General features: G+C 41.2%; 19 protein-coding genes. 17 read left to right on the top strand and 2 right to left on the bottom strand.

The features are described from left to right. The first annotated feature begins 7 nt into the window (after window positions 1-7). The 8 genes from PV403_RS05895 to PV403_RS05930 all read left to right on the top strand — a co-directional run bounded on the left by PV403_RS05895 (window position 8) and on the right by PV403_RS05930 (window position 7,761). On the top strand, window positions 8-559 hold the full coding sequence (locus PV403_RS05895; RefSeq protein WP_213529423.1) for a DUF402 domain-containing protein: 552 nt from the start codon (window positions 8-10) through the stop codon (window positions 557-559). A 2-nt stretch (window positions 560-561) separates the two neighbouring features. Further along, window positions 562-1,218 carry a YdcF family protein gene (locus PV403_RS05900; protein WP_332083845.1) on the top strand — a complete coding sequence of 219 codons (657 nt, stop codon included), beginning with the start codon at window positions 562-564 and terminating at the stop codon, window positions 1,216-1,218. A 95-nt stretch (window positions 1,219-1,313) separates the two neighbouring features. After that, window positions 1,314-2,300, top strand: coding sequence for an AAA family ATPase (locus PV403_RS05905; RefSeq protein WP_213529419.1), 987 nt, complete (start codon window positions 1,314-1,316; stop codon window positions 2,298-2,300). 52 nt (window positions 2,301-2,352) lie between these two features. Next, window positions 2,353-3,639: a GTPase HflX gene (hflX, locus tag PV403_RS05910; protein WP_213529417.1), complete on the top strand. Its 1,287-nt coding sequence runs from the start codon at window positions 2,353-2,355 to the stop codon at window positions 3,637-3,639. 102 nt (window positions 3,640-3,741) lie between these two features. Beyond that, a complete protein-coding gene (locus tag PV403_RS05915) occupies window positions 3,742-4,998 on the top strand; it encodes a methionine gamma-lyase family protein (RefSeq protein ID WP_332083850.1) in 1,257 nt (418 codons plus the stop codon). Between the two features lie 84 nt (window positions 4,999-5,082). Further along, on the top strand, window positions 5,083-5,496 hold the full coding sequence (locus tag PV403_RS05920) for a MerR family transcriptional regulator (RefSeq protein ID WP_160032050.1): 414 nt from the start codon (window positions 5,083-5,085) through the stop codon (window positions 5,494-5,496). Between the two features lie 207 nt (window positions 5,497-5,703). Then, entirely contained in the window at window positions 5,704-7,032 is a 1,329-nt protein-coding gene (glnA, locus tag PV403_RS05925; protein WP_332083852.1) for a type I glutamate--ammonia ligase, read from the top strand. Between the two features lie 312 nt (window positions 7,033-7,344). Next, window positions 7,345-7,761, top strand: a complete 417-nt coding sequence (locus PV403_RS05930) for a hypothetical protein (RefSeq protein WP_332083854.1) — start codon at window positions 7,345-7,347, stop codon at window positions 7,759-7,761. A gap of 133 nt (window positions 7,762-7,894) precedes the next feature. On the opposite strand, the gene lexA is transcribed toward PV403_RS05930, so the two are convergent. After that, on the bottom strand, window positions 7,895-8,521 hold the full coding sequence (lexA, locus tag PV403_RS05935; protein ID WP_160031939.1) for a transcriptional repressor LexA: 627 nt from the start codon (window positions 8,519-8,521) through the stop codon (window positions 7,895-7,897). Between the two features lie 178 nt (window positions 8,522-8,699). On the opposite strand from lexA, the gene yneA reads away from it, so the two are divergent. The 4 genes from yneA to PV403_RS05955 all read left to right on the top strand — a co-directional run bounded on the left by yneA (window position 8,700) and on the right by PV403_RS05955 (window position 11,313). Continuing rightward, a complete protein-coding gene (yneA, locus tag PV403_RS05940; protein WP_332083855.1) occupies window positions 8,700-9,071 on the top strand; it encodes a cell division suppressor protein YneA in 372 nt (123 codons plus the stop codon). Window positions 9,072-9,461: 390 nt separating this feature from the next. Beyond that, window positions 9,462-9,989, top strand: a complete 528-nt coding sequence (locus PV403_RS05945; protein ID WP_332083856.1) for a methyltransferase — start codon at window positions 9,462-9,464, stop codon at window positions 9,987-9,989. A gap of 29 nt (window positions 9,990-10,018) precedes the next feature. Then, window positions 10,019-10,804: an HAD family hydrolase gene (locus PV403_RS05950; RefSeq protein WP_332083857.1), complete on the top strand. Its 786-nt coding sequence runs from the start codon at window positions 10,019-10,021 to the stop codon at window positions 10,802-10,804. Window positions 10,805-10,908: 104 nt separating this feature from the next. Then, on the top strand, window positions 10,909-11,313 hold the full coding sequence (locus PV403_RS05955) for a FixH family protein (protein WP_332083858.1): 405 nt from the start codon (window positions 10,909-10,911) through the stop codon (window positions 11,311-11,313). 59 nt (window positions 11,314-11,372) lie between these two features. Here the strand turns inward: PV403_RS05955 and PV403_RS05960 are convergent, their stop codons facing one another. Further along, window positions 11,373-11,915 carry a cupin domain-containing protein gene (locus tag PV403_RS05960; protein WP_332083859.1) on the bottom strand — a complete coding sequence of 181 codons (543 nt, stop codon included), beginning with the start codon at window positions 11,913-11,915 and terminating at the stop codon, window positions 11,373-11,375. Window positions 11,916-12,113: 198 nt separating this feature from the next. Between PV403_RS05960 and metH the strand changes: the two genes are divergently transcribed. The 5 genes from metH to PV403_RS05985 all read left to right on the top strand — a co-directional run bounded on the left by metH (window position 12,114) and on the right by PV403_RS05985 (window position 19,213). Then, window positions 12,114-15,554 carry a methionine synthase gene (metH, locus tag PV403_RS05965; RefSeq protein ID WP_332083860.1) on the top strand — a complete coding sequence of 1,147 codons (3,441 nt, stop codon included), beginning with the start codon at window positions 12,114-12,116 and terminating at the stop codon, window positions 15,552-15,554. Window positions 15,555-15,636: 82 nt separating this feature from the next. After that, window positions 15,637-16,554, top strand: coding sequence for a ribonuclease Z (gene rnz / locus PV403_RS05970; protein WP_213531092.1), 918 nt, complete (start codon window positions 15,637-15,639; stop codon window positions 16,552-16,554). 156 nt (window positions 16,555-16,710) lie between these two features. Further along, entirely contained in the window at window positions 16,711-17,493 is a 783-nt protein-coding gene (locus tag PV403_RS05975; protein ID WP_213531094.1) for a TIGR01457 family HAD-type hydrolase, read from the top strand. 53 nt (window positions 17,494-17,546) lie between these two features. Further along, a complete protein-coding gene (locus PV403_RS05980) occupies window positions 17,547-18,365 on the top strand; it encodes an Fpg/Nei family DNA glycosylase (protein ID WP_332083861.1) in 819 nt (272 codons plus the stop codon). Continuing rightward, on the top strand, window positions 18,353-19,213 hold the full coding sequence (locus tag PV403_RS05985; RefSeq protein WP_332083862.1) for a deoxyribonuclease IV: 861 nt from the start codon (window positions 18,353-18,355) through the stop codon (window positions 19,211-19,213). The genes PV403_RS05980 and PV403_RS05985 overlap by 13 nt, the downstream gene beginning before the upstream one ends. Window positions 19,214-19,234 lie beyond the last annotated feature (21 nt).

Consider the following 19,234-nt stretch of genomic DNA (forward strand, 5'->3'; position numbering starts at 1 on the left):
GATGAGGATGAAAAGAAAATTCGGAGATCGAGCCAATTGGCGAAGAATTACCAATCGGCAATTTGCTTGCCGATATGTGGAGAGCGAAGAATTCACAGGATATTTATCCCTTTATACGATTCATGATTTGAAGGAACCGCTGTGGAAGACTTATGGTGGATATACGTTTTGTACTGCAGATAAAGGCTACTCTTGGCTTCAGTATTTTCCAAAAGACGAACATTATGTTGTGACAGCTATGTTTGATGATGAGGATCAAATTGTTGAATGGTACATTGATACATGTCGTAATCAGGGGATTACGGATCAAGGAGTACCTTGGTTTGATGATTTATATCTCGATGTGATTGTCCTCAAAGATGGAGAAATATTTTTACTGGACGAAGATGAACTGGATGATGCACTGGAGAAAGGCCACATCACAACAGCAGATTATGAATTATCAACGAGAACGGCTCAGTATCTTCTTCAGACGATCGATGCTCATTCCTTTCCTTATTTCAAAATGTCCCTGGAAGATCGGGCAAATTTATTTGAAAATGGTGACTTTAAGGAGTAGACATGAAGATAGAGAAGATAAGAAAGAGACAAAGAGTAAAAGATGTTATCTACGCCACGAAAGCTAGAAAGCGATTTTTTAAGATAATCCTTCTGCTTGCTGTTCTCTTTATACTTTGGATCGGGTATACCCAGTGGAGAATCCTTACGCCAAGCGAATCGAATATAAGCGGACAAAAGGTAGATGTCGGAATTGTACTTGGAGCCTCGCTTTGGGGAGATGTACCGAGTCCTGGTTTGCAGGAACGATTGGACCATGCGCTGATGTTATATGAAAAAGGGACTTTTACTTATTTCATCGTGAGCGGAGGGCTTGATAGTTCTGAGCATAGATACACGGAAGCTGAAGGGATGCAGCAGTACCTTGTTCGGCAGGGAGTAGATCCTAAATATATTCTTTTAGAGAATGAAGCTACGAGTACTTACGAAAATTTACTATACAGCAAACGTATCATGAATGAACATGGCCTCCGTTCTTCGGTAATTATTACTCATGATTTTCATGGTATGAGATCGCTTGAAATTGCTGCATTCCTTGATTATGATAAACCAATGATTTCACTAGCTGAATCTGTCGTCATGCCATTTTGGCCTAGCCAAATAAGAGAAACGCTTGCTTACTCGAAGTGGAAGATGGATCAGATTGTGCTCTCTTTCTAACAACCTACTTTCGCAAAACTTCTAATAACATCCGCTTCGCTAGAATACCTTAAGTAGAGGAAGTTAAGCCCCTGAAGAGTAGAGGTGAGCGTTTGATGAATGGAAGAGCGATGGCAGCTGGAGGGGGTCAGGAAGGTAGACCTTCCCGGCAGATTAATGTGGTACTTCGTAATCACACAGATTTGTATAGTGTACAGGGCGGCCCAGCAGCAGAGGCGGATACGACGCAGGCTCAGATCAAGGATAATCCTCAATTCGCCATGTACCAGGATATTCAAAAAGAGTTAGACGAACTTGTGGGACTTGAAAGTATAAAAGATTTTGTGTTTGAAATTTATGCGTTTTTGCAAATTGCACAGATGAGGACCCAAGCTGGCCTTGTGAGCGGCTCTCATGTGTACCACATGGTCTTTAAAGGAAATCCGGGTACAGGTAAAACTACGGTGGCGCGAATCGTTGCGAAACTATTTCAGAAGATGGGGGTTCTCACCAAAGGACATTTGGTTGAGGTAGAACGGGCCGATCTTGTGGGTGAATATATTGGACATACAGCTCAAAAAACGCGAGATCTCGTGAAAAAATCGCTCGGTGGCATCTTATTTATTGATGAAGCCTATAGTCTGGCTCGCGGTGGAGAGAAAGATTTTGGTAAAGAAGCGATTGATACATTAGTAAAGGCAATGGAAGATCACAAAAACCAATTTATCCTCATCCTCGCCGGATACTCAGAGGAAATCGATTTTTTTATGCAAACCAATCCTGGTTTACCTTCTCGTTTTCCCATTCAGATTGAGTTTCCTGACTACTCCCTTGATCAATTGATCCAAATATCAGAACTTATGGCGAAAGAACGGGATTATATTTTAATGCCGCAGTCCATACTCAAATTAAAACAACATTTGCTAGAAGAAAAGAATGATACCTCTCAAGCATTCAGTAACGCAAGATATGTTCGGAATATTATTGAAAAGTCGATTCGTCATCAGGCGGTCCGGCTGCTGAATCAATATTCGTCGGGAAGCCCGGGAAAGCTCGAGCTGATGACGATACGAACAGAGGATTTAAAACTTGAGACAAAATAAATAAAAAGACAATAATACAAGCAAACGATATGAATAATAAGGAGCAAACATGATGGCAAACTCCACGCACGAAACAAATATGGATATTAAAGATAAAGCAATTTTGGTTAGTCTTGTGACAGATCAAGTAAAAAAAAGCGGGATTAATCCAGAGTATTCTCTGGAGGAACTTGTTAAACTGGCTGAGACAGCAGGAGTTGAAGTACTTAGCGTAATTTCGCAGAACAAGGAAAAAGCGGATACTAAATGGTTTATCGGAAAAGGAAAAGTGGAAGAACTTAGACTCGTTGCGGATGAGCTCGGGGCGACTACGGCTATTTTTGATCAGGATCTCTCGGGTGCTCAAGTAAGGAACCTGGAAGCAAGCCTTGATCTCAAAATCATTGACCGTACTCAGCTCATCCTTGATATATTTGCCCAAAGGGCAAATACAAGAGAAGGTATTATCCAAGTTGAACTTGCACAGCACTCTTATTTACTTCCGCGCTTGTCCGGTCATGGCAAGAATTTATCACGTCTAGGCGGCGGAATTGGTACCCGTGGACCGGGGGAAAGCAAGCTTGAAACAGATCGTAGACATATTCGTAATCGCATCAGCGATTTGAAACGTCAACTGGAAGAAGTGACGCGTCATCGTAAACTGTACAGAGAGCGCCGCAAAAAGAGCGGAGTGATTCAGGTTGCTCTGGTTGGTTATACGAACGCGGGAAAATCAACCCTGCTCAAACAACTGACGGCAGCGGATGTGTATATTGAGAATCAATTGTTCGCAACACTAGATCCTACTTCTCGTACGATGGAACTTCCAAGCGGCAAAGAAATTGTCCTGACGGACACCGTTGGATTTATTCAAAATTTACCGCATGATTTAGTCGCTGCATTCCGCGCTACTCTTGAAGAAGTGAATGAGGCTGATTTAATCCTCCATGTAGTGGATGCATCATCCGAGATGAGAGAAGATCAGATGAAAGTCGTTCACAAGATCCTTGAGGAGCTAGGAGCGGCGGATAAACCGCAGATTGTTCTATTTAATAAAAAAGATGCATGTACACCAGAACAGCTTCAAATGTTGCCATCAGGTAAAGGGTATAAGAAGATCAGTGCCTTTGATGAAGCTGATTTGCTCAGCATTCGCGAGATGATTCAAGAGGAACTGGCAGGAGATACGGTGAAGTTCCGCATACCTGCAGAAAGAGGAGATATTACTTCTGTTATTTACCGTGTGGGTGATGTAATTAACACAGAGTATGATGAAAGTGATGTTATATATGAAGTGCAGGTTCAGCAAGGGGAATATGAGAAGCACGGATATTTGCTGAAAGATTTTATTGAAGTTTAAAATTTCATTTATCATAATTTGACGTGATTTAACTGGATTATCATATAACATACTAAAGTGCATATCATGTCAGATTTGTACGCATGAGGAGAGAAGAAGAACATGAAGGCCGTTTTTTCAGAAGAAATTGTACGTTTAGGGCAAGAGATTGAAGAGAAGATTGAAGGTAGACTCAGAGAAGTCGACCGGATCATCGACAAGAATCAGTGGAAAGTCATTGAAGCTTTTCAGAAGAAGCAAGTAAGTGATTACCATTTTGCAGGTTCCACTGGGTATGCTTATAATGATCGCGGACGTGAAGTGCTAGATGAAGTATATGCTGATGTTTTCGGGGCAGAAGCAGCATTAGTGCGGCCGCATTTTGCCTCGGGGACACATACCATTGCTACAGCGCTTTATGGAGTACTTCGTCCAGGGGATGAACTGCTATATATTACAGGCACACCGTATGATACGTTACATAAAGTCATAGGAAAAGCTGGGGATGGCACAGGTTCATTACATGATTTTGGAATCACGTATCAGGAGACTGCACTTACTGCTGAGGGTCTGATTGATTGGAGTGCGGTGGAAGCAGCCATAGGTGAACGTACAAAAGTGATCGGTATTCAGCGTTCCAGGGGTTATGACTGGAGATCATCTTTTACGGTGGCGCAGATCGAAGAGATGGTTCGAAAAGTGAAGGCGTTAAAAGAAGACGTCATTGTTTTTGTGGACAATTGTTATGGAGAATTTACGGAGGAGAAGGAACCTACAGAAGTAGGCGCTGATCTAATTGCCGGTTCTCTGATTAAAAATCCGGGCGGTGGTATCGCCGAAACCGGTGGCTATATTTGCGGAAAAGAAAAGTATGTTCAGCTTGCTGCTTACCGGCTCACGGCACCAGGAATCGGCGGCGAAGTTGGAGCGATGCTTGGGACGACAAGAGGGATTTACCAAGGTTTGTATCTAGCTCCATCCACTGTTGGACAAGCAATCAAGGGAAGTATATTTGCTGCGGCAATGTTTGAAGCGGTTGGCTTTGTCACGAAACCGGCATGGCATGAGATGCGGACCGATCTCATTCAGGCTGTTTCTTTTGATGGACCAGACCATCTCATTGCTTTTGTACAAGGAATTCAGAAAGCTTCGGCAATCGATAGTCATGTGGTACCAGAGCCTTGGGACATGCCGGGTTATGAACATCCAGTGATCATGGCAGCAGGAACTTTTATTCAAGGTGGAAGCCTTGAACTATCAGCAGATGCACCGATTAGAGAACCTTACATAGGATATATGCAAGGCGGTCTTACTTACTCCCATGTGAAATATGGCGTTCTTATGGCACTGCAAACAATGAAAGACCGTAATTTACTGTGAGTTTTCCTTACATATCATTGACACTTCATATCATATAAATGTACAATGATGGTATATAGAATACTTGGAAGGTAGATGAACGACATGGGTGATGAAATCCGCAGAAATATGGCCTTATTTCCTATTGGAATCGTTATGAAACTTACGGATCTTTCTGCAAGGCAAATTCGCTATTATGAGCAGCATAATTTAATCGTCCCAGCGCGTACATCAGGAAATCAGCGTCTTTTCTCTTTTAATGATGTAGAACGATTGCTTGAGATTAAAGCTTTAATTGAAAAAGGGGTCAATATTGCGGGGATTAAGCAAGTGATGAACCCGGTAACAAAAGAATCAGAGGAAGCTACGGTTATTACTCCTGACACCGAAGTGAAACGAAGAGAGCTATCGGATTCTCAGCTGCACCGGATGCTCAAGCAACAGCTGGTTGCTGGTAAACGTCCAGGTCAGGTTTCCTTAATTCAAGGTGAGTTGTCACGCTTCTTTAACAAAAAGTAAGTTTCTTAAGCCGAAACTTAGGTGATAAGTTGAAATAGGACTCCAGGTTCACTTTCTTGACATGTGGAAGTGCGCCTGTGACAATGAATGGGGAACCAACATTTTCTAAAGCAATAACAATCGTGATATTACTTTAGAAAACGGATCGGCTGTCCTGCATGCACTCATTGAAGCTGATACTTATATGAAGAAAAGGGAGAGGATTTTGTGAGTTTTACTAAAGAGGACATTATTCGTATTGCAAAAGAAGAAAATGTACGCTTTATCCGATTGCAATTTACTGACCTGCTCGGTACGATCAAGAACGTTGAAATTCCAGTAAGCCAGTTACAAAAAGCATTGGATAATAAAATGATGTTTGATGGATCTTCCATTGAAGGTTATGTTCGTATCGAAGAATCAGATATGTACTTGTACCCGGATCTAGACACTTGGGTCGTATTCCCATGGGTTGCTGAGAACCGTGTTGCACGTCTTATCTGTGATGTATATATGCCAGATGGTACTCCTTTTGCAGGAGATCCGCGTGGTATTTTAAAACGTGTACTTAAAGAAGCAGAAGAAATGGGCTACACTTCCATGAACGTGGGACCTGAACCTGAATTCTTCTTATTCCGTACGGATGCGAATGGTAATCCGACAACGGAACTCAATGACCAAGGTGGTTATTTTGACCTGGCTCCAATGGATCTTGGTGAAAACTGCCGTCGTGAGATCGTACTTACTTTGGAAGAGATGGGCTTTGAGGTTGAAGCTTCTCACCATGAAGTGGCTCCAGGACAACATGAGATTGACTTCAAATATGAAGAAGCTATCAAAGCAGCGGATGAGATTCAAACTTTTAAACTCGTAGTAAAAACGATTGCTCGTCAGCACGGTCTGCATGCAACCTTTATGCCGAAACCTCTATTTGGTATGAACGGATCAGGGATGCACTGCCACCAGTCCTTATTTAAAGGTAATGTAAATACATTCTATGATGAGTCTGATGAACTTGGTCTCAGTAAAGAAGCCCGCCATTACATGGCAGGTATCCTGAAACATGCTCGCGCAATGGCAGCGATCACGAATCCAACGGTGAACTCTTACAAACGTTTGGTTCCTGGATATGAAGCACCTTGTTACGTAGCATGGTCAGCAAGTAACCGCAGCCCGATGATTCGTATTCCAGCATCACGTGGTCTGAGTACTCGTGTTGAGGTTCGTAACCCGGATCCAGCAGCAAATCCTTACCTTGCACTTGCAGTGATGCTGAAAGCAGGTCTTGACGGTATCAAACGTGAATTGTCATTGCCGGCTCCAATTGACCGTAATATCTATATCATGTCAGAAGAAGAGCGCATTGAAGAAGGTATCCCTTCCTTGCCAGCTGACCTGAAAGAAGCATTGCATGAACTGATCCGCAGTGAAGTGATTACCGATGCTCTCGGCGAACACGCACTTGCTCATTTCTATGAATTGAAAGAAATTGAGTGGGATATGTACAGAACTCAAGTACATCAATGGGAACGCGATCAATATTTGACGCTGTACTAGAATGGAAAACCCTTGGCGCTCTAAGCGTTGAGGGTTTTTTGTTGGTATTGGTAACAGATTTTATTTTTCTTTGACCCTCGAAATTGTCTCTGAAGTTTGAATTATCTTCATGATTTTTCAACCGAAAATTATCAATCTTTTAGGAAATATAGGCATCCCGTTTAATTGTAGAGCAAACTTTTATATAATTACTGAGTTTGTTTCATTGAATGACTTTGTAAGTGAATTAAACAGACTTATAATGGGATCCGAATGAAGGACTTACCGTACATAGACACAGAACAGATTAATTCAAATCTAAAGGGGAATGAAATGGCGATTTTAAGAGATGCATTTAGAGATGGTACTTATGTTGAATTCTCTTTTGTTAAGTGTATTCCAGGTGAATTTGAAGGTTGCCAACTTAATTTTAAGCATTATAAAAATCATAAAAAAATACATGATTTCGTTTTTGGTTGGACGAATCTCACCATTGAAAATTACATTGAAGTGACATCGGGTTTTCCGCTGGATATGTTAAACGACTTTATATTAAATAACTTATATACATCTTTTGAGAATCACCTTTATGGATTGGAGTGGAAAAAGCGGAAAGAGAAAGATACATATCGATTAAGGTTGTATGATTCCAACATAGACTGCCAACTGAATGTAATAGATACTGAAGTAAGGAAATTTGGAAATGAAGTAAGAAATGAATGGGAAAAAGGACTTATCAATGTGAGGTAAGTTGATTCTAATATTAGTAGGGGAGTAAAACGTGAAAAGCAGAGATCTGAGTTATAAGATCTCTGCTTTAAAAATATAAGTGCAATAATTTATTTATATTTAACTATAAAAAAATAAAAAAATAAAAAATCAATTAATGAAAATCACGGAAAAGACCAATAACTTTACCTAGTATCGTTACTTTTGTAAGCCGGAGAGGTTCATATGTAGGATTCTCAGGCTGAAGACGAACATGATCTTTTTCTTTATAGAAAGTTTTCACTGTAGCTTCATCATCTTCCGTCATAGCTACGACGATTTCTCCATTGTTAGCCGTTTGTTGCTGACGCACAATGACATAATCCCCATTGACAATACCAGCTTCGATCATACTATCGCCTACTACATTCAACATAAATACTTTCTCTTCTCCAACATATTGCATAGGTAGAGGAAAATAGTCTTCAATATTCTCTGTTGCAGTAATAGGAATACCTGCGGTTACTTTACCAACGACGGGAACTCTGACAACCGTCTGCGCAAATTGGCTTGTCTCATCTAACTCATCGTGACTCAAAAGCTCGATTGCACGAGGTTTTGTAGGGTCTCTTCGAATTAAACCTTTCTTCTCCAAACGATCCAAGTGTCCGTGAACAGTGGAGCTGGACGCGAGTCCGACAGCTTCACCAATCTCTCTTACGGACGGTGGATATCCTTTTAATCGAACTTCATTTCGTATAAACTCCAAGATTGCTAATTGCCTGCTGGACACCTTCGACATACCGTATCAACTCCACTTAATAACGTTTGGGAAAATTATAGCATAGAACCTCCGTTCGTACAAACGTTAGTTCTAAAATAGAACGAACAATTGTTCTAAAAAGTTATTGTCCAAAACACATGTTCGTGTTATAGTGATCAATATAGAAATGAGAACAAATGTTTGGAGGACGATATATATGCTAAAATACAGTACATACAACAGTATCTATAGTAATACTGAAGGAGTTAAGGATCATACTCTGCTTGGTAAATTATTTCATCAATTGTTTTATAATAATAGACGCTTTTTGGTTCGCCTGGTCATTATTCTTAGTGTTGCTTTTTTATGTCTAACTGGGTTTATGACGGTGCTTACCAATGCAAGTAACATTGTTTCCTATCAAGAGTTTGTTGTATCTACAGGAGATTCTTTATGGTCGATTGCTTTGGATCATAAACCGCATCACATGGATACTAGGGAATATGTAGCACGAATCAAACAGCTGAATGTGATGGAAACGAGTGATATTCAAACAGGGCAAGTATTAAGTTTACCTCATGTAGAGTAAGGGAAGATGCTTTTTATATTTTGATTTTTATCTGTTAATTAATGAACTTCTACTTTCATTTACAGTTTATTGATGCTGTCTATATCATTTTTTTAATGGATGACCGGCAAGGGCGCAATTCACAATTGTGTCCTTTTTTTGTTGTTTACATTAGGAGGTCTAGCCATACAGGTATATACCTTGACAACCCTTTATTTACATGGCAAAGTTAAGTAGATTGTGCTTTTTTTAAGGGAGCAATTTAGATGAAGGAAGCGAATTTCCATTATGCTAAAACTAATATATTCCCGTGAAAAAGGTATAGGTTTAATCATAGTTATGAGTGGAGAGTTAGTATATAACTACCATGATATAATAACTGCATTGTACAGATTTTAAAGGGGGATTTACATGGCAAGTTCATTTGAAAGAGCAGTCAAAAGGAATCAACACAAAGTAAATAAGAATCGCAAAAAAAAGGGACAACCTATCCTTGGATCCGGAATGGAAAATGAAGATATTTTCAAAGGAAGAGCGTTTATCTTTCCTTTCGTACTCGTCGTACTTGCTTTTATGTTTCTAACACTCAGTGGTGTTACAGAAGACGGTGTGTCTGGTTTTGATTGGTTTGTATTTATACTTTATATTGGACTAGCACTAATGTATTTCTTACGTCGTCCTTATCTTAAAGTAGGTAAGAAACGGATTAAGACCATTAAGCTGAGCAGAGAACGTTCACTTGGTGCAGAAGACATCAAACGCATTGTGGTAGATAAAGGTTCGATTATTATTGAACACAACGCTAAAGGCAGTAACTGGGCTTTCAGTTGTTTGCTTAATTTGTATGATACTGACGCAATGGGCGAAAGACTCATTACTTTTGCACAGACACATCAGATTCCAGTAGAGGATAAGAAAGCTCTAAAAGAAGCTAAATAAATCGATGGACTCTAGGGGGAGAGAACAAGATGTCAATTAAAGCAGTGATGTTCGACTTGGATGATACCTTGCTATGGGATGAAAAGAGTGTAGAAGAAGCTTTCTACGAAACATGTCTCTATGCCTCAAAAAAATGCGGTGTAGATCCTCATGAACTTGAAGTATCGGTAAGAAACGAAGCTAGAAAGCTGTATGAATCTTTTGAAACATATCCATTTACGAAAATGATTGGCATCAATCCCTTTGAGGGACTATGGGCAAATTTTAATGCTGGGGAACAGCCGGAATTCAGAAAGCTCGAACAATTAGTACCCGGATATCGTAAAGATGCTTGGACGAACGGTCTTGCGGCACTTGGTGTGAATGATAGCGAACTAGGTGCGGAGTTAGCTGACAAATTTGGTAAAGAGAGAAGATCTCGTCCTTATATGTATGATGAGACTCTCGAAGTTCTCACAAAGCTGAAATGTAAAGTGAAGCTGCTGCTTCTCACCAATGGATGTCCTTCTTTACAGCAAGAGAAGCTCGATGGTGTTCCTGATTTGGTACCTTATTTTGATCACATCGTTATTTCTGGGAAGTTTGGTAAAGGTAAGCCGGATGCTTCAATATTCCATCATGCCTTATCACAGCTTGATGTGTCTGCTGAGGAAGCGTTAATGGTCGGGGACAAGCTGACTACGGATATTAAGGGTGCGCTTTCCGCAGGAATTAAAGCAGTATGGATTAACCGTAATGAAAAAACAAACGACCAATCCTTTAACCCCGATGTTGAAATTAAACATCTTACTGAAATTTACGAACTATTATCATAAAAGAACAAATTCAGATTTTACTTCCATGAACCGCTTGGCTGTTTGATTAAAACAGAAGCGGTTTTCTTTTATCTACATATAAATCGAAGAGAGGATTTATAAAAATGAGACGATTCATTGTACTACTAAGTTCTACGATGATCTTCCTTATGTTATTAAGCGGATGCCAAAAGGAAGAAAACGAATTTACGGAAATGGAATTGCCTAAGCCCATAAACGTAGAACTCGTTGTTCCTGAAGTGGAAGCAGTAACGGTCGCTGATCTTGTACAATTGGAAGCCATTGTTACTCAGCAAGATGAATACATAGATGATGCGGACGATGTAACATTTGAAATTTCTTTAGAAGGCAGTATGGGACTAGAAGTGGCGGCGACATACGAAGGGAAGGGAAAGTATACCGCAGTTTATCAGTTTCCGGTTGAAGGAATATATAAAGTTACTTCTCATGTAACAGCGCGAGGGATGCATTCTATGCCATCGAAACAAGTAGAAGTTGCTGAAAAATAGCCATAAAAAAACCACCCTATGAATGATCTTTAGGGTGGTATATTTACTTATCAACTGAGTTAGGCCTTGATAAAGCTAGGATCTGGGTACGGATCTGCTACCCAGCCATTCTGTTCAATAAATAATCGAACAGCGATGATTTGTTTGTTATCCATAAGTGTAAAGAAGTGAGGCGTATTTTCAGGGACAGAAATGACATCACCTGGCTCAAGCTCTACGTTGAAGTACCCTGTTTGTTCGTCACCTTTAATGATAAAGATCCCTTTACCAGAAATGATTGCACGGATCTCATCTTCTGAATGCGTATGAATTTCTTCAAACTTGGCAAGCTTCTCTTCCAGATCAGGAGTGGCTTCAGACAGAGTGATGATATCCCAAATTTGATAACCTCGGCGGGCAGCCAAATCTTTAATTTCGGTATCGTAAACATCCAAGATCTGTTGTTTTTCTTCTTCATCTAATACAAATTTATTTTGAAGTTCAGCTGGAAGTTTAGAAGTATCCCATTTTTCAAAAAGCACTTCATATTGATTGAGGAAGGAACGAACATTATCTTCGCCTGTGATTCTTTCGTTCGTATTTCGAATTAAGATTTCTGCCATTTACTTTCCCTCTTTTCCACTTGGTTTAATTGATATTATAGCGAATCTTATCTTTTTTGTCGATTTACTTTTTGTCAGGTATCCTAATTATTATCCTGAAAACATTGTAGTGACGCAGTTCTTCGCGATTTAAATGTTCTTTCATAAAAATACCTTTTCTGCTAAAATTAGACGTAACGTTTGGCGGGAGGTATAAAGGTGAATAAAATCAGTTTGCAAGAAGCATTACAGAAGCGAATATTGATCTTAGATGGTGCTATGGGTACCATGATTCAACAGGAAGACATAACTGCGGAAGACTTTGGCGGTGAGGAACTGGATGGATGCAATGAAATATTAGTGCTCACAAGGCCTGACATCATCCAGACGATACACGAACGTTACCTTGAAGCGGGTGCGGATCTTATTGAAACAAACACCTTTGGTGCAACATCTGTGGTTTTGGCAGAATATGATATACAAGATAAGGCGAGAGAAATTAATCTGGTTGCTGCAAAGCTGGCAAGAGCGGCTGTAGATAAATATAGTACTCCCGAGTCTCCGCGTTATGTTATCGGAGCTATGGGTCCTACAACTAAGACATTATCTGTAACAGGTGGAGTTACATTTGATGAACTAATTGAGAGTTATGAAGAACAGACTCTAGCTTTGATTGATGGAGGCGTCGATGCTCTTCTCCTTGAAACATGTCAAGATACATTGAATGTAAAAGCGGGGAGTATTGGAATTCGTAATGCTTTTGAAGCTCGTAATATAACACTACCTATTATGATATCCGGTACCATTGAACCTATGGGCACGACGCTGGCAGGTCAAAATATAGAATCTTTTTATGTCTCGTTGGAACACCTGAGTCCAATATCGATTGGACTTAACTGTGCGACAGGTCCAGAATTCATGAGAGATCACATTCGTACACTTTCTGCTATGTCAAGCGCTGCAGTAAGTTGTTATCCAAATGCCGGTCTGCCAGATGAGAATGGTCACTACCATGAATCCCCTGAATCTTTAGCTGTGAAAATCGCTGCCTTTGCGGAGCAGGGATGGCTTAATATTGCGGGAGGATGCTGCGGAACAACTCCGGAACATATCCGTGCATTAAAGGACAAGCTGGATCTGATTGAACCTCGTCCGCTAACGGGTACACACCCTCCGGCAATCTCGGGGATTGATCCTGTTTATATCGAACAAGACAATCGTCCTTATATGGTAGGAGAACGGACGAATGTGCTGGGGTCACGAAAATTTAAACGACTCATTGTCGAAGGTAAGTATGAAGAAGCTTCTGAAGTCGCTCGCGCCCAAGTTAAGAATGGAGCTCAAGTCGTTGATATCTGTGTACAAGACCCTGACCGTGATGAGACAGAGGATATGCGGAAGTTTTTAGAGTTGGTTGTAAAAAAAGTGAAAGTTCCATTAATGATTGATACAACCGATGCCGATGTGATTGATCTTTCTTTACAGTACTCTCAGGGTAAAGCTATTATCAATTCCATTAATTTAGAAGATGGTGAAGAAAAATTCGAAAAAGTAACACCTATTCTTCGTAAATATGGTGGAGCTGTCGTGGTAGGTACAATAGATGAGCGGGGGCAGGCCATTACCCGTGAAGATAAGCTTGAAGTAGCGAAGCGTTCGTACGATCTTTTAGTCAATAAATATCATCTGCGTCCTGAAGATATTATTTTTGATACCCTTGTTTTTCCTGTTGGTACAGGAGATGAACAGTATATCGGTTCTGCTGGAGAGACGATTGAAGGAATCCGTTTGATCAAAGAAGCACTGCCTGAAACGCATACGATTTTGGGTGTTAGTAACGTTTCTTTCGGTCTGCCGGAAGCAGGGAGAGAAGTCCTGAACTCTGTATTCTTATACGAATGTACAAAGGCGGGTCTCGATTATGCGATTGTAAACACGGAGAAGGTAGAACGTTATGCTTCGATTACGCCAGAGGATAGAAAACTGGCAGAAGATTTGATCTACCGTACCAGTGACGAGACATTAGCTGCTTTTGTAGCAGCCTTTCGTAATAAAAAAGTAGAGAAAAAAGAAAAAATCTCGAATCTTTCCCTAGAAGAGCGTCTTGCGACCTATGTAGTTGAAGGCAGCAAAGAAGGCCTTATTCCGGATTTGGAACTCGCGAGAGCGAAATACAGCCCGCTTCAGATTATTAATGGCCCTTTAATGAAAGGGATGGAAGAAGTCGGGAGACTATTTAATAATAATGAGCTGATCGTTGCTGAAGTGCTCCAGAGCGCAGAAGTGATGAAAGCCTCTGTATCCTATCTGGAACAATTTATGCAGAAGAACGAAACTTCTGTAAAAGGAAAAATCATGCTCGCCACTGTAAAAGGTGATGTACATGACATTGGCAAAAATCTAGTAGAGATCATTCTAGCCAATAACGGTTACCAGATTGTGAATTTGGGTATAAAAGTACCACCGGAACGAATTATCGAGTCTTTCCGTGAAGAGAAAGTGGATGCCATTGGTCTATCCGGATTACTCGTAAAATCTGCTCAACAAATGGTGATGACTGCACAGGATTTACGAAATGCAGGTATTGACGTACCTATTATGGTTGGGGGCGCTGCGCTTACACGTAAATTTACTAGAACCCGGATCAGGCCCGAGTATAATGGGATGGTTCTCTATGCCAAAGATGCGATGGATGGTCTTGATATTGCGAATAAATTAATGGATCCGGCGAGCAGAGAAGTGATGATTATGGAGATGGAACGGGAACAAGAAGCGGAAGCAAATGCAGCCGATAAAGTGATCTCTCTTCCTAAACTTACTCGGGTTGAACGTTCCAAAATTTCAGTAGATGCTCCCGTATATCAGCCGCCCGATCTTATAAGACACACGCTTCGTAATTACCCAATTGGACATATCCTTCCTTATGTGAACATGCAGATGCTGCTGGGTCATCATTTAGGGCTGAAAGGGAATGTAGAACAATTATTAGCAGCTGGCGACCCCAAGGCGGTTCAGCTGAAGCAAACGGTTGATGAGATTATGGATCTTGCTGTACGAGATGGAATTATTAAAGCGAATGCCATGTATCGATTTTTCCCAGCTCAGTCTAAAGGAAACGAAATTATCATATACGATCCAGAAGATCATAGCCAAGTATTACACACGTTTGAGTTTCCTCGTCAAAAGGTCGAACCACATTTGTGTCTCGCGGACTTTCTGAAACCCGTAGAATCCGGTACAATGGATTATGTCGGTTTTCTCGTGGTAACCGCAGGACATGGAATTTCGGAGCTCGCTCAGGTTTGGAAAGAAAAAGGCGATTACTTGAGATTTCATGCTCTGCAGTCGATTGCATTAGAAGTGGCAGAAGGACTTGCAGAACGCATTCATCATATGATGCGGGATACTTGGGGATTCTCAGATCCTCCTGAAATGACAATGAAACAGCGTCTAGGGGCCAGGTATCAAGGAATCAGGGTATCGTTTGGCTACCCGGCTTGTCCTGATCTTGAAGATCAAGGTCCTTTGTTTGAACTAATGCATCCGGAAGATATCGGGGTAGAACTGACCGAAGGATTTATGATGGAACCGGAAGCTTCGGTTTCAGCGATGGTGTTCAGCCATCCGGAGGCGCAATATTTTAACGTGGAAAAAGCGTGAAAATGTAGAACAAAGTAAGGAATCCTCCGATCCTAAATCGGGGGATTTTTATCATTCATAGAGTCAGATGAGGTGTAACATTATGGAATTATATTTTTTAGGAACAAATGCAGGAGTACCGTCGCTGCAGCGTAACGTAACTTCGATCGCGCTGCGTCTGATGGAGGAGCGCCGGTCGATGTGGCTGTTTGACTGCGGAGAAGGCACACAGCATCAATTTTTGAAATCACCCCTTAAACTGAGTAAGCTTGAAAAAATCTTTATTACTCATTTACACGGTGATCATATCTTTGGTTTGCCTGGCTTGTTGTCAAGTAGAGCCTACCAAGGCGGTGTAACACCACTAACGATATATGGCCCACCAGGAATTCGTAAATACGTGGAGACTTCACTTGAGTTAAGTCAGTCCCGTGTGAATTATGAACTGAATATTGTGGAACATCAGGGCGGCATTATTTTTGAAGATGATATGTTTGTAGTAGAGTCGGCGCTACTTGAGCATCGGATTGATAGTTATGGTTACCGAATCATGGAAAAGGATCGTCCTGGCAGCATTGATCCTTCGAAACTTGCCGTCCATGGGCTCAAACCGGGTCCTCTGTTTGGAAGACTCAAACGCGGCGAAAGCATCGAGCTTGAAGATGGGGTTATCGTTCATCCAGCAGACGTACTTGGCTCACCGAAACCGGGTAAAGTCATTACAATTCTAGGCGATACGAGACCTACCCAAAATGTGGTGCCTTTATCGGCAGGTGCTGATGTCATTGTCCATGAAGCTACTTTCTTGCATGAACTTGCGTCTACTGCTCACGAATATTATCATAGTACAGCCCTTCAAGCTGCTGAGGCGGCAAAAGAAGCGGGTGCAGGCAGACTGATTTTGACTCATTTTAGCTCAAGATACAAAGATGCAGAACATCTCGAACCTTTGCTTTTGGAGGCACAGTCTGTTTTTCCAAACACAAGTCTTGCTATGGAACATGAGTTAATCCAAATCTGATTTTATAAGACTTGGAAACGAGTAACACTTGAAAAATAAGACGTGCAAATTGTGTGTTATTTCTGCTTTGCAATCCTCTTAAAAAGATTGTACGATGGGCATAATGCTTATTTATATAAGAATATGAACTTGTCTTTTGAAAGGAGTACTACAGCTATGAACTCACCTAAAGCTTACTTGTTAGACTTAGACGGAACAATCTATCACGGAAAACATCGTATTGATGGAGCAGATTTGCTAATTCAGCATTTAAAAAGTTCCAACATACCTTACCTATATGTAACGAATAATTCATCGAGAACACCAGAAGGAGTAGCAGAACACCTGAGATCTCTTGGAATAGAAGCGGCCGGAGAAGAAGTGTGTACATCTGCGGTGGCAGCGGCTGAATATGTGGCTTCTGAATCACCTGGTGCCAAAGTTGCATTTATCGGTGAAGATGGACTGGAGAAAGCACTAATCTCCGCAGGACTTCATATTACCGAAGAATCACCAGAGTACGTAATTCAGGGTATTGACCGTGAATTTACATATGAAAAGCTGACAAAAGCGCTTCGCTGGATTATGGGAGGGGCAAAATTCATTTTAACTAACCCTGATCTGCAGCTGCCAGCTGACGATGGTCTGACACCGGGCGCAGGAACTCTGGGAGCGGCAATTGAAGCCGCATCGGGTGTGAAACCCGTGGTGATCGGAAAACCTTCCAGCATTCTTATGAAGCATGCCATTGATCGTCTTGGTCTTCCTGCTAGCGAGGTTGCGGTTATTGGAGATAATATGCGAACTGATATTGCTGCTGGAGAAGCGGCTGGATGCCGTTCTATTCTTGTACTAACCGGAGTTACGACGGAAGCAAATCTAGAGACTCACATGCGTGCGACTGGCATTAAACCAAATGAAATTCATAAAAATCTTCATGATTTGATAACCACCATCTAACAAGAACATAGAATAAACTATTTATATAGCATCAAGGGAAGGAAGAGGTTCATATGCCGGAATTACCGGAGATGGAGAACTACCGAAAGTTATTATCGGAACGAATACTGGATCAATCCATTACGAACGTTACCGTTAGCCGTGAAAAATCAATAAATGTAACTCCAGAAGTTTTTGAAAAAGAACTTGTAAATGAGCGGATTGTTTATATCGAGCGCAGGGGTAAACATTTGATTTTTCATATGAGTACGGGTAAAAGACTTGTACTGCATCTCATGCTTGGAGGCATACTTTATATCGGAACAGAACAAGAGCGTCCAAAACGGTCAACTCAAGTGGAAATTGAATTTGGTGAAGTCGTTCTTTATTTTATCGGCCTGAGACTCGGTTATCTTCACTTATTGAGTGCCAAAGAAACGGATGAGCTCATGTCTGATCTTGGACCCGAACCTCTTGACTATCGTTTTACGTTAGAAAAGTTCAAAGACCGATTAAAGGGTAGAAGAGGTACGATAAAAACAACACTTGTGAATCAGCGTGTTATTGCGGGAATTGGGAACTGTTATTCCGATGAAATCGCCTATGCTGCCAGTCTAAGACCTGATACGAAAATACAAGATGTTCTTCTTAACGAGGATGCTTTATCAAGACTCTATCATGCGATCCAATCTGTTCTGCGCGAAGCGACTGCAGGCGGGGGTTACATGGAAATGCCGCTGTATGCAGGTGACGAATTGACAGGAAAGTATGATGAGCAGTGCCGTGTCTACGACCGAGAGGGAGAGACCTGCACGAGATGTAACGAGGGGATCATTAATAAAGTGGAGATTACCGGGAAGAAAGCTTTTTTCTGCCCCGTATGTCAGCATTGACCCCTAACTTATATATAGGTAGTCACGTAAGTACTCGCGGGGGTTATTCGAAAGCAGCTCAAAGAGCATTTGATATGGGAGCCAATGCTTTTCAGTACTTTCCGAAAAATCCTCGAGGACTTCGTGTGAAAAATTTTGATATGACAGAAGCGATGCGTTGCAAAGCTTTCTGTATAAAATATGGGCTTCAGTCTATCGCACACTCTCCCTATCCTACGAATCCCGCTTTGGGTCCTATCAAAGGGAATAGTCAATATCAAGGAATGGTAGCTTCTTTACAAAATGATCTACACATTGCGGAAGCTTGTGGTTCAGCGGGTGTTGTCGTTCATTTTGGTCATGTGAAGACGAGTGATCCGCTTGCTGGGTATCGTCACATTATTCAGTTTTTAGACGATGTTCTAACGGGCTGGGAAGGCAAATCTAAGATTTTAATCGAAAATCAAGCAGGGGATCATGGTCCTATGGGTACGACTATCGAAGAAATGGTGCAAATACGAAATTTGTCCCGATACGCTGACTCGATTGGTTTTTGTTTAGATACATGTCATGCCTATGCGAGTGGTCTTTGGAACGGATCAGAAGATCCAGAATTGCTTGAAAAAGGACGAAGTCTGGGCTATTTTGATGCGCTTGTTGCCATTCATGTGAATGATTCAAAGTATGGATATCGTTCTAATAAAGACCGCCATGAACGAGTGGGTAAAGGATATATAGGGGAGAAAGGACTTGCCTGGCTGTTACAGCAAAAAGACGTGAAGGGCTCGATATGGGTACTGGAAACGGAAACAGGTGAAGATGGAACTCATCAAGAAGACATAGAGTTAATTCGAACTTGGTTAACTTGAAAGCTGTTTTAGGAAGGTGAG

It is taken from the genome of Paenibacillus sp. GYB006 (genome assembly GCF_036577645.1).
Classification (GTDB): domain Bacteria; phylum Bacillota; class Bacilli; order Paenibacillales; family Paenibacillaceae; genus Paenibacillus.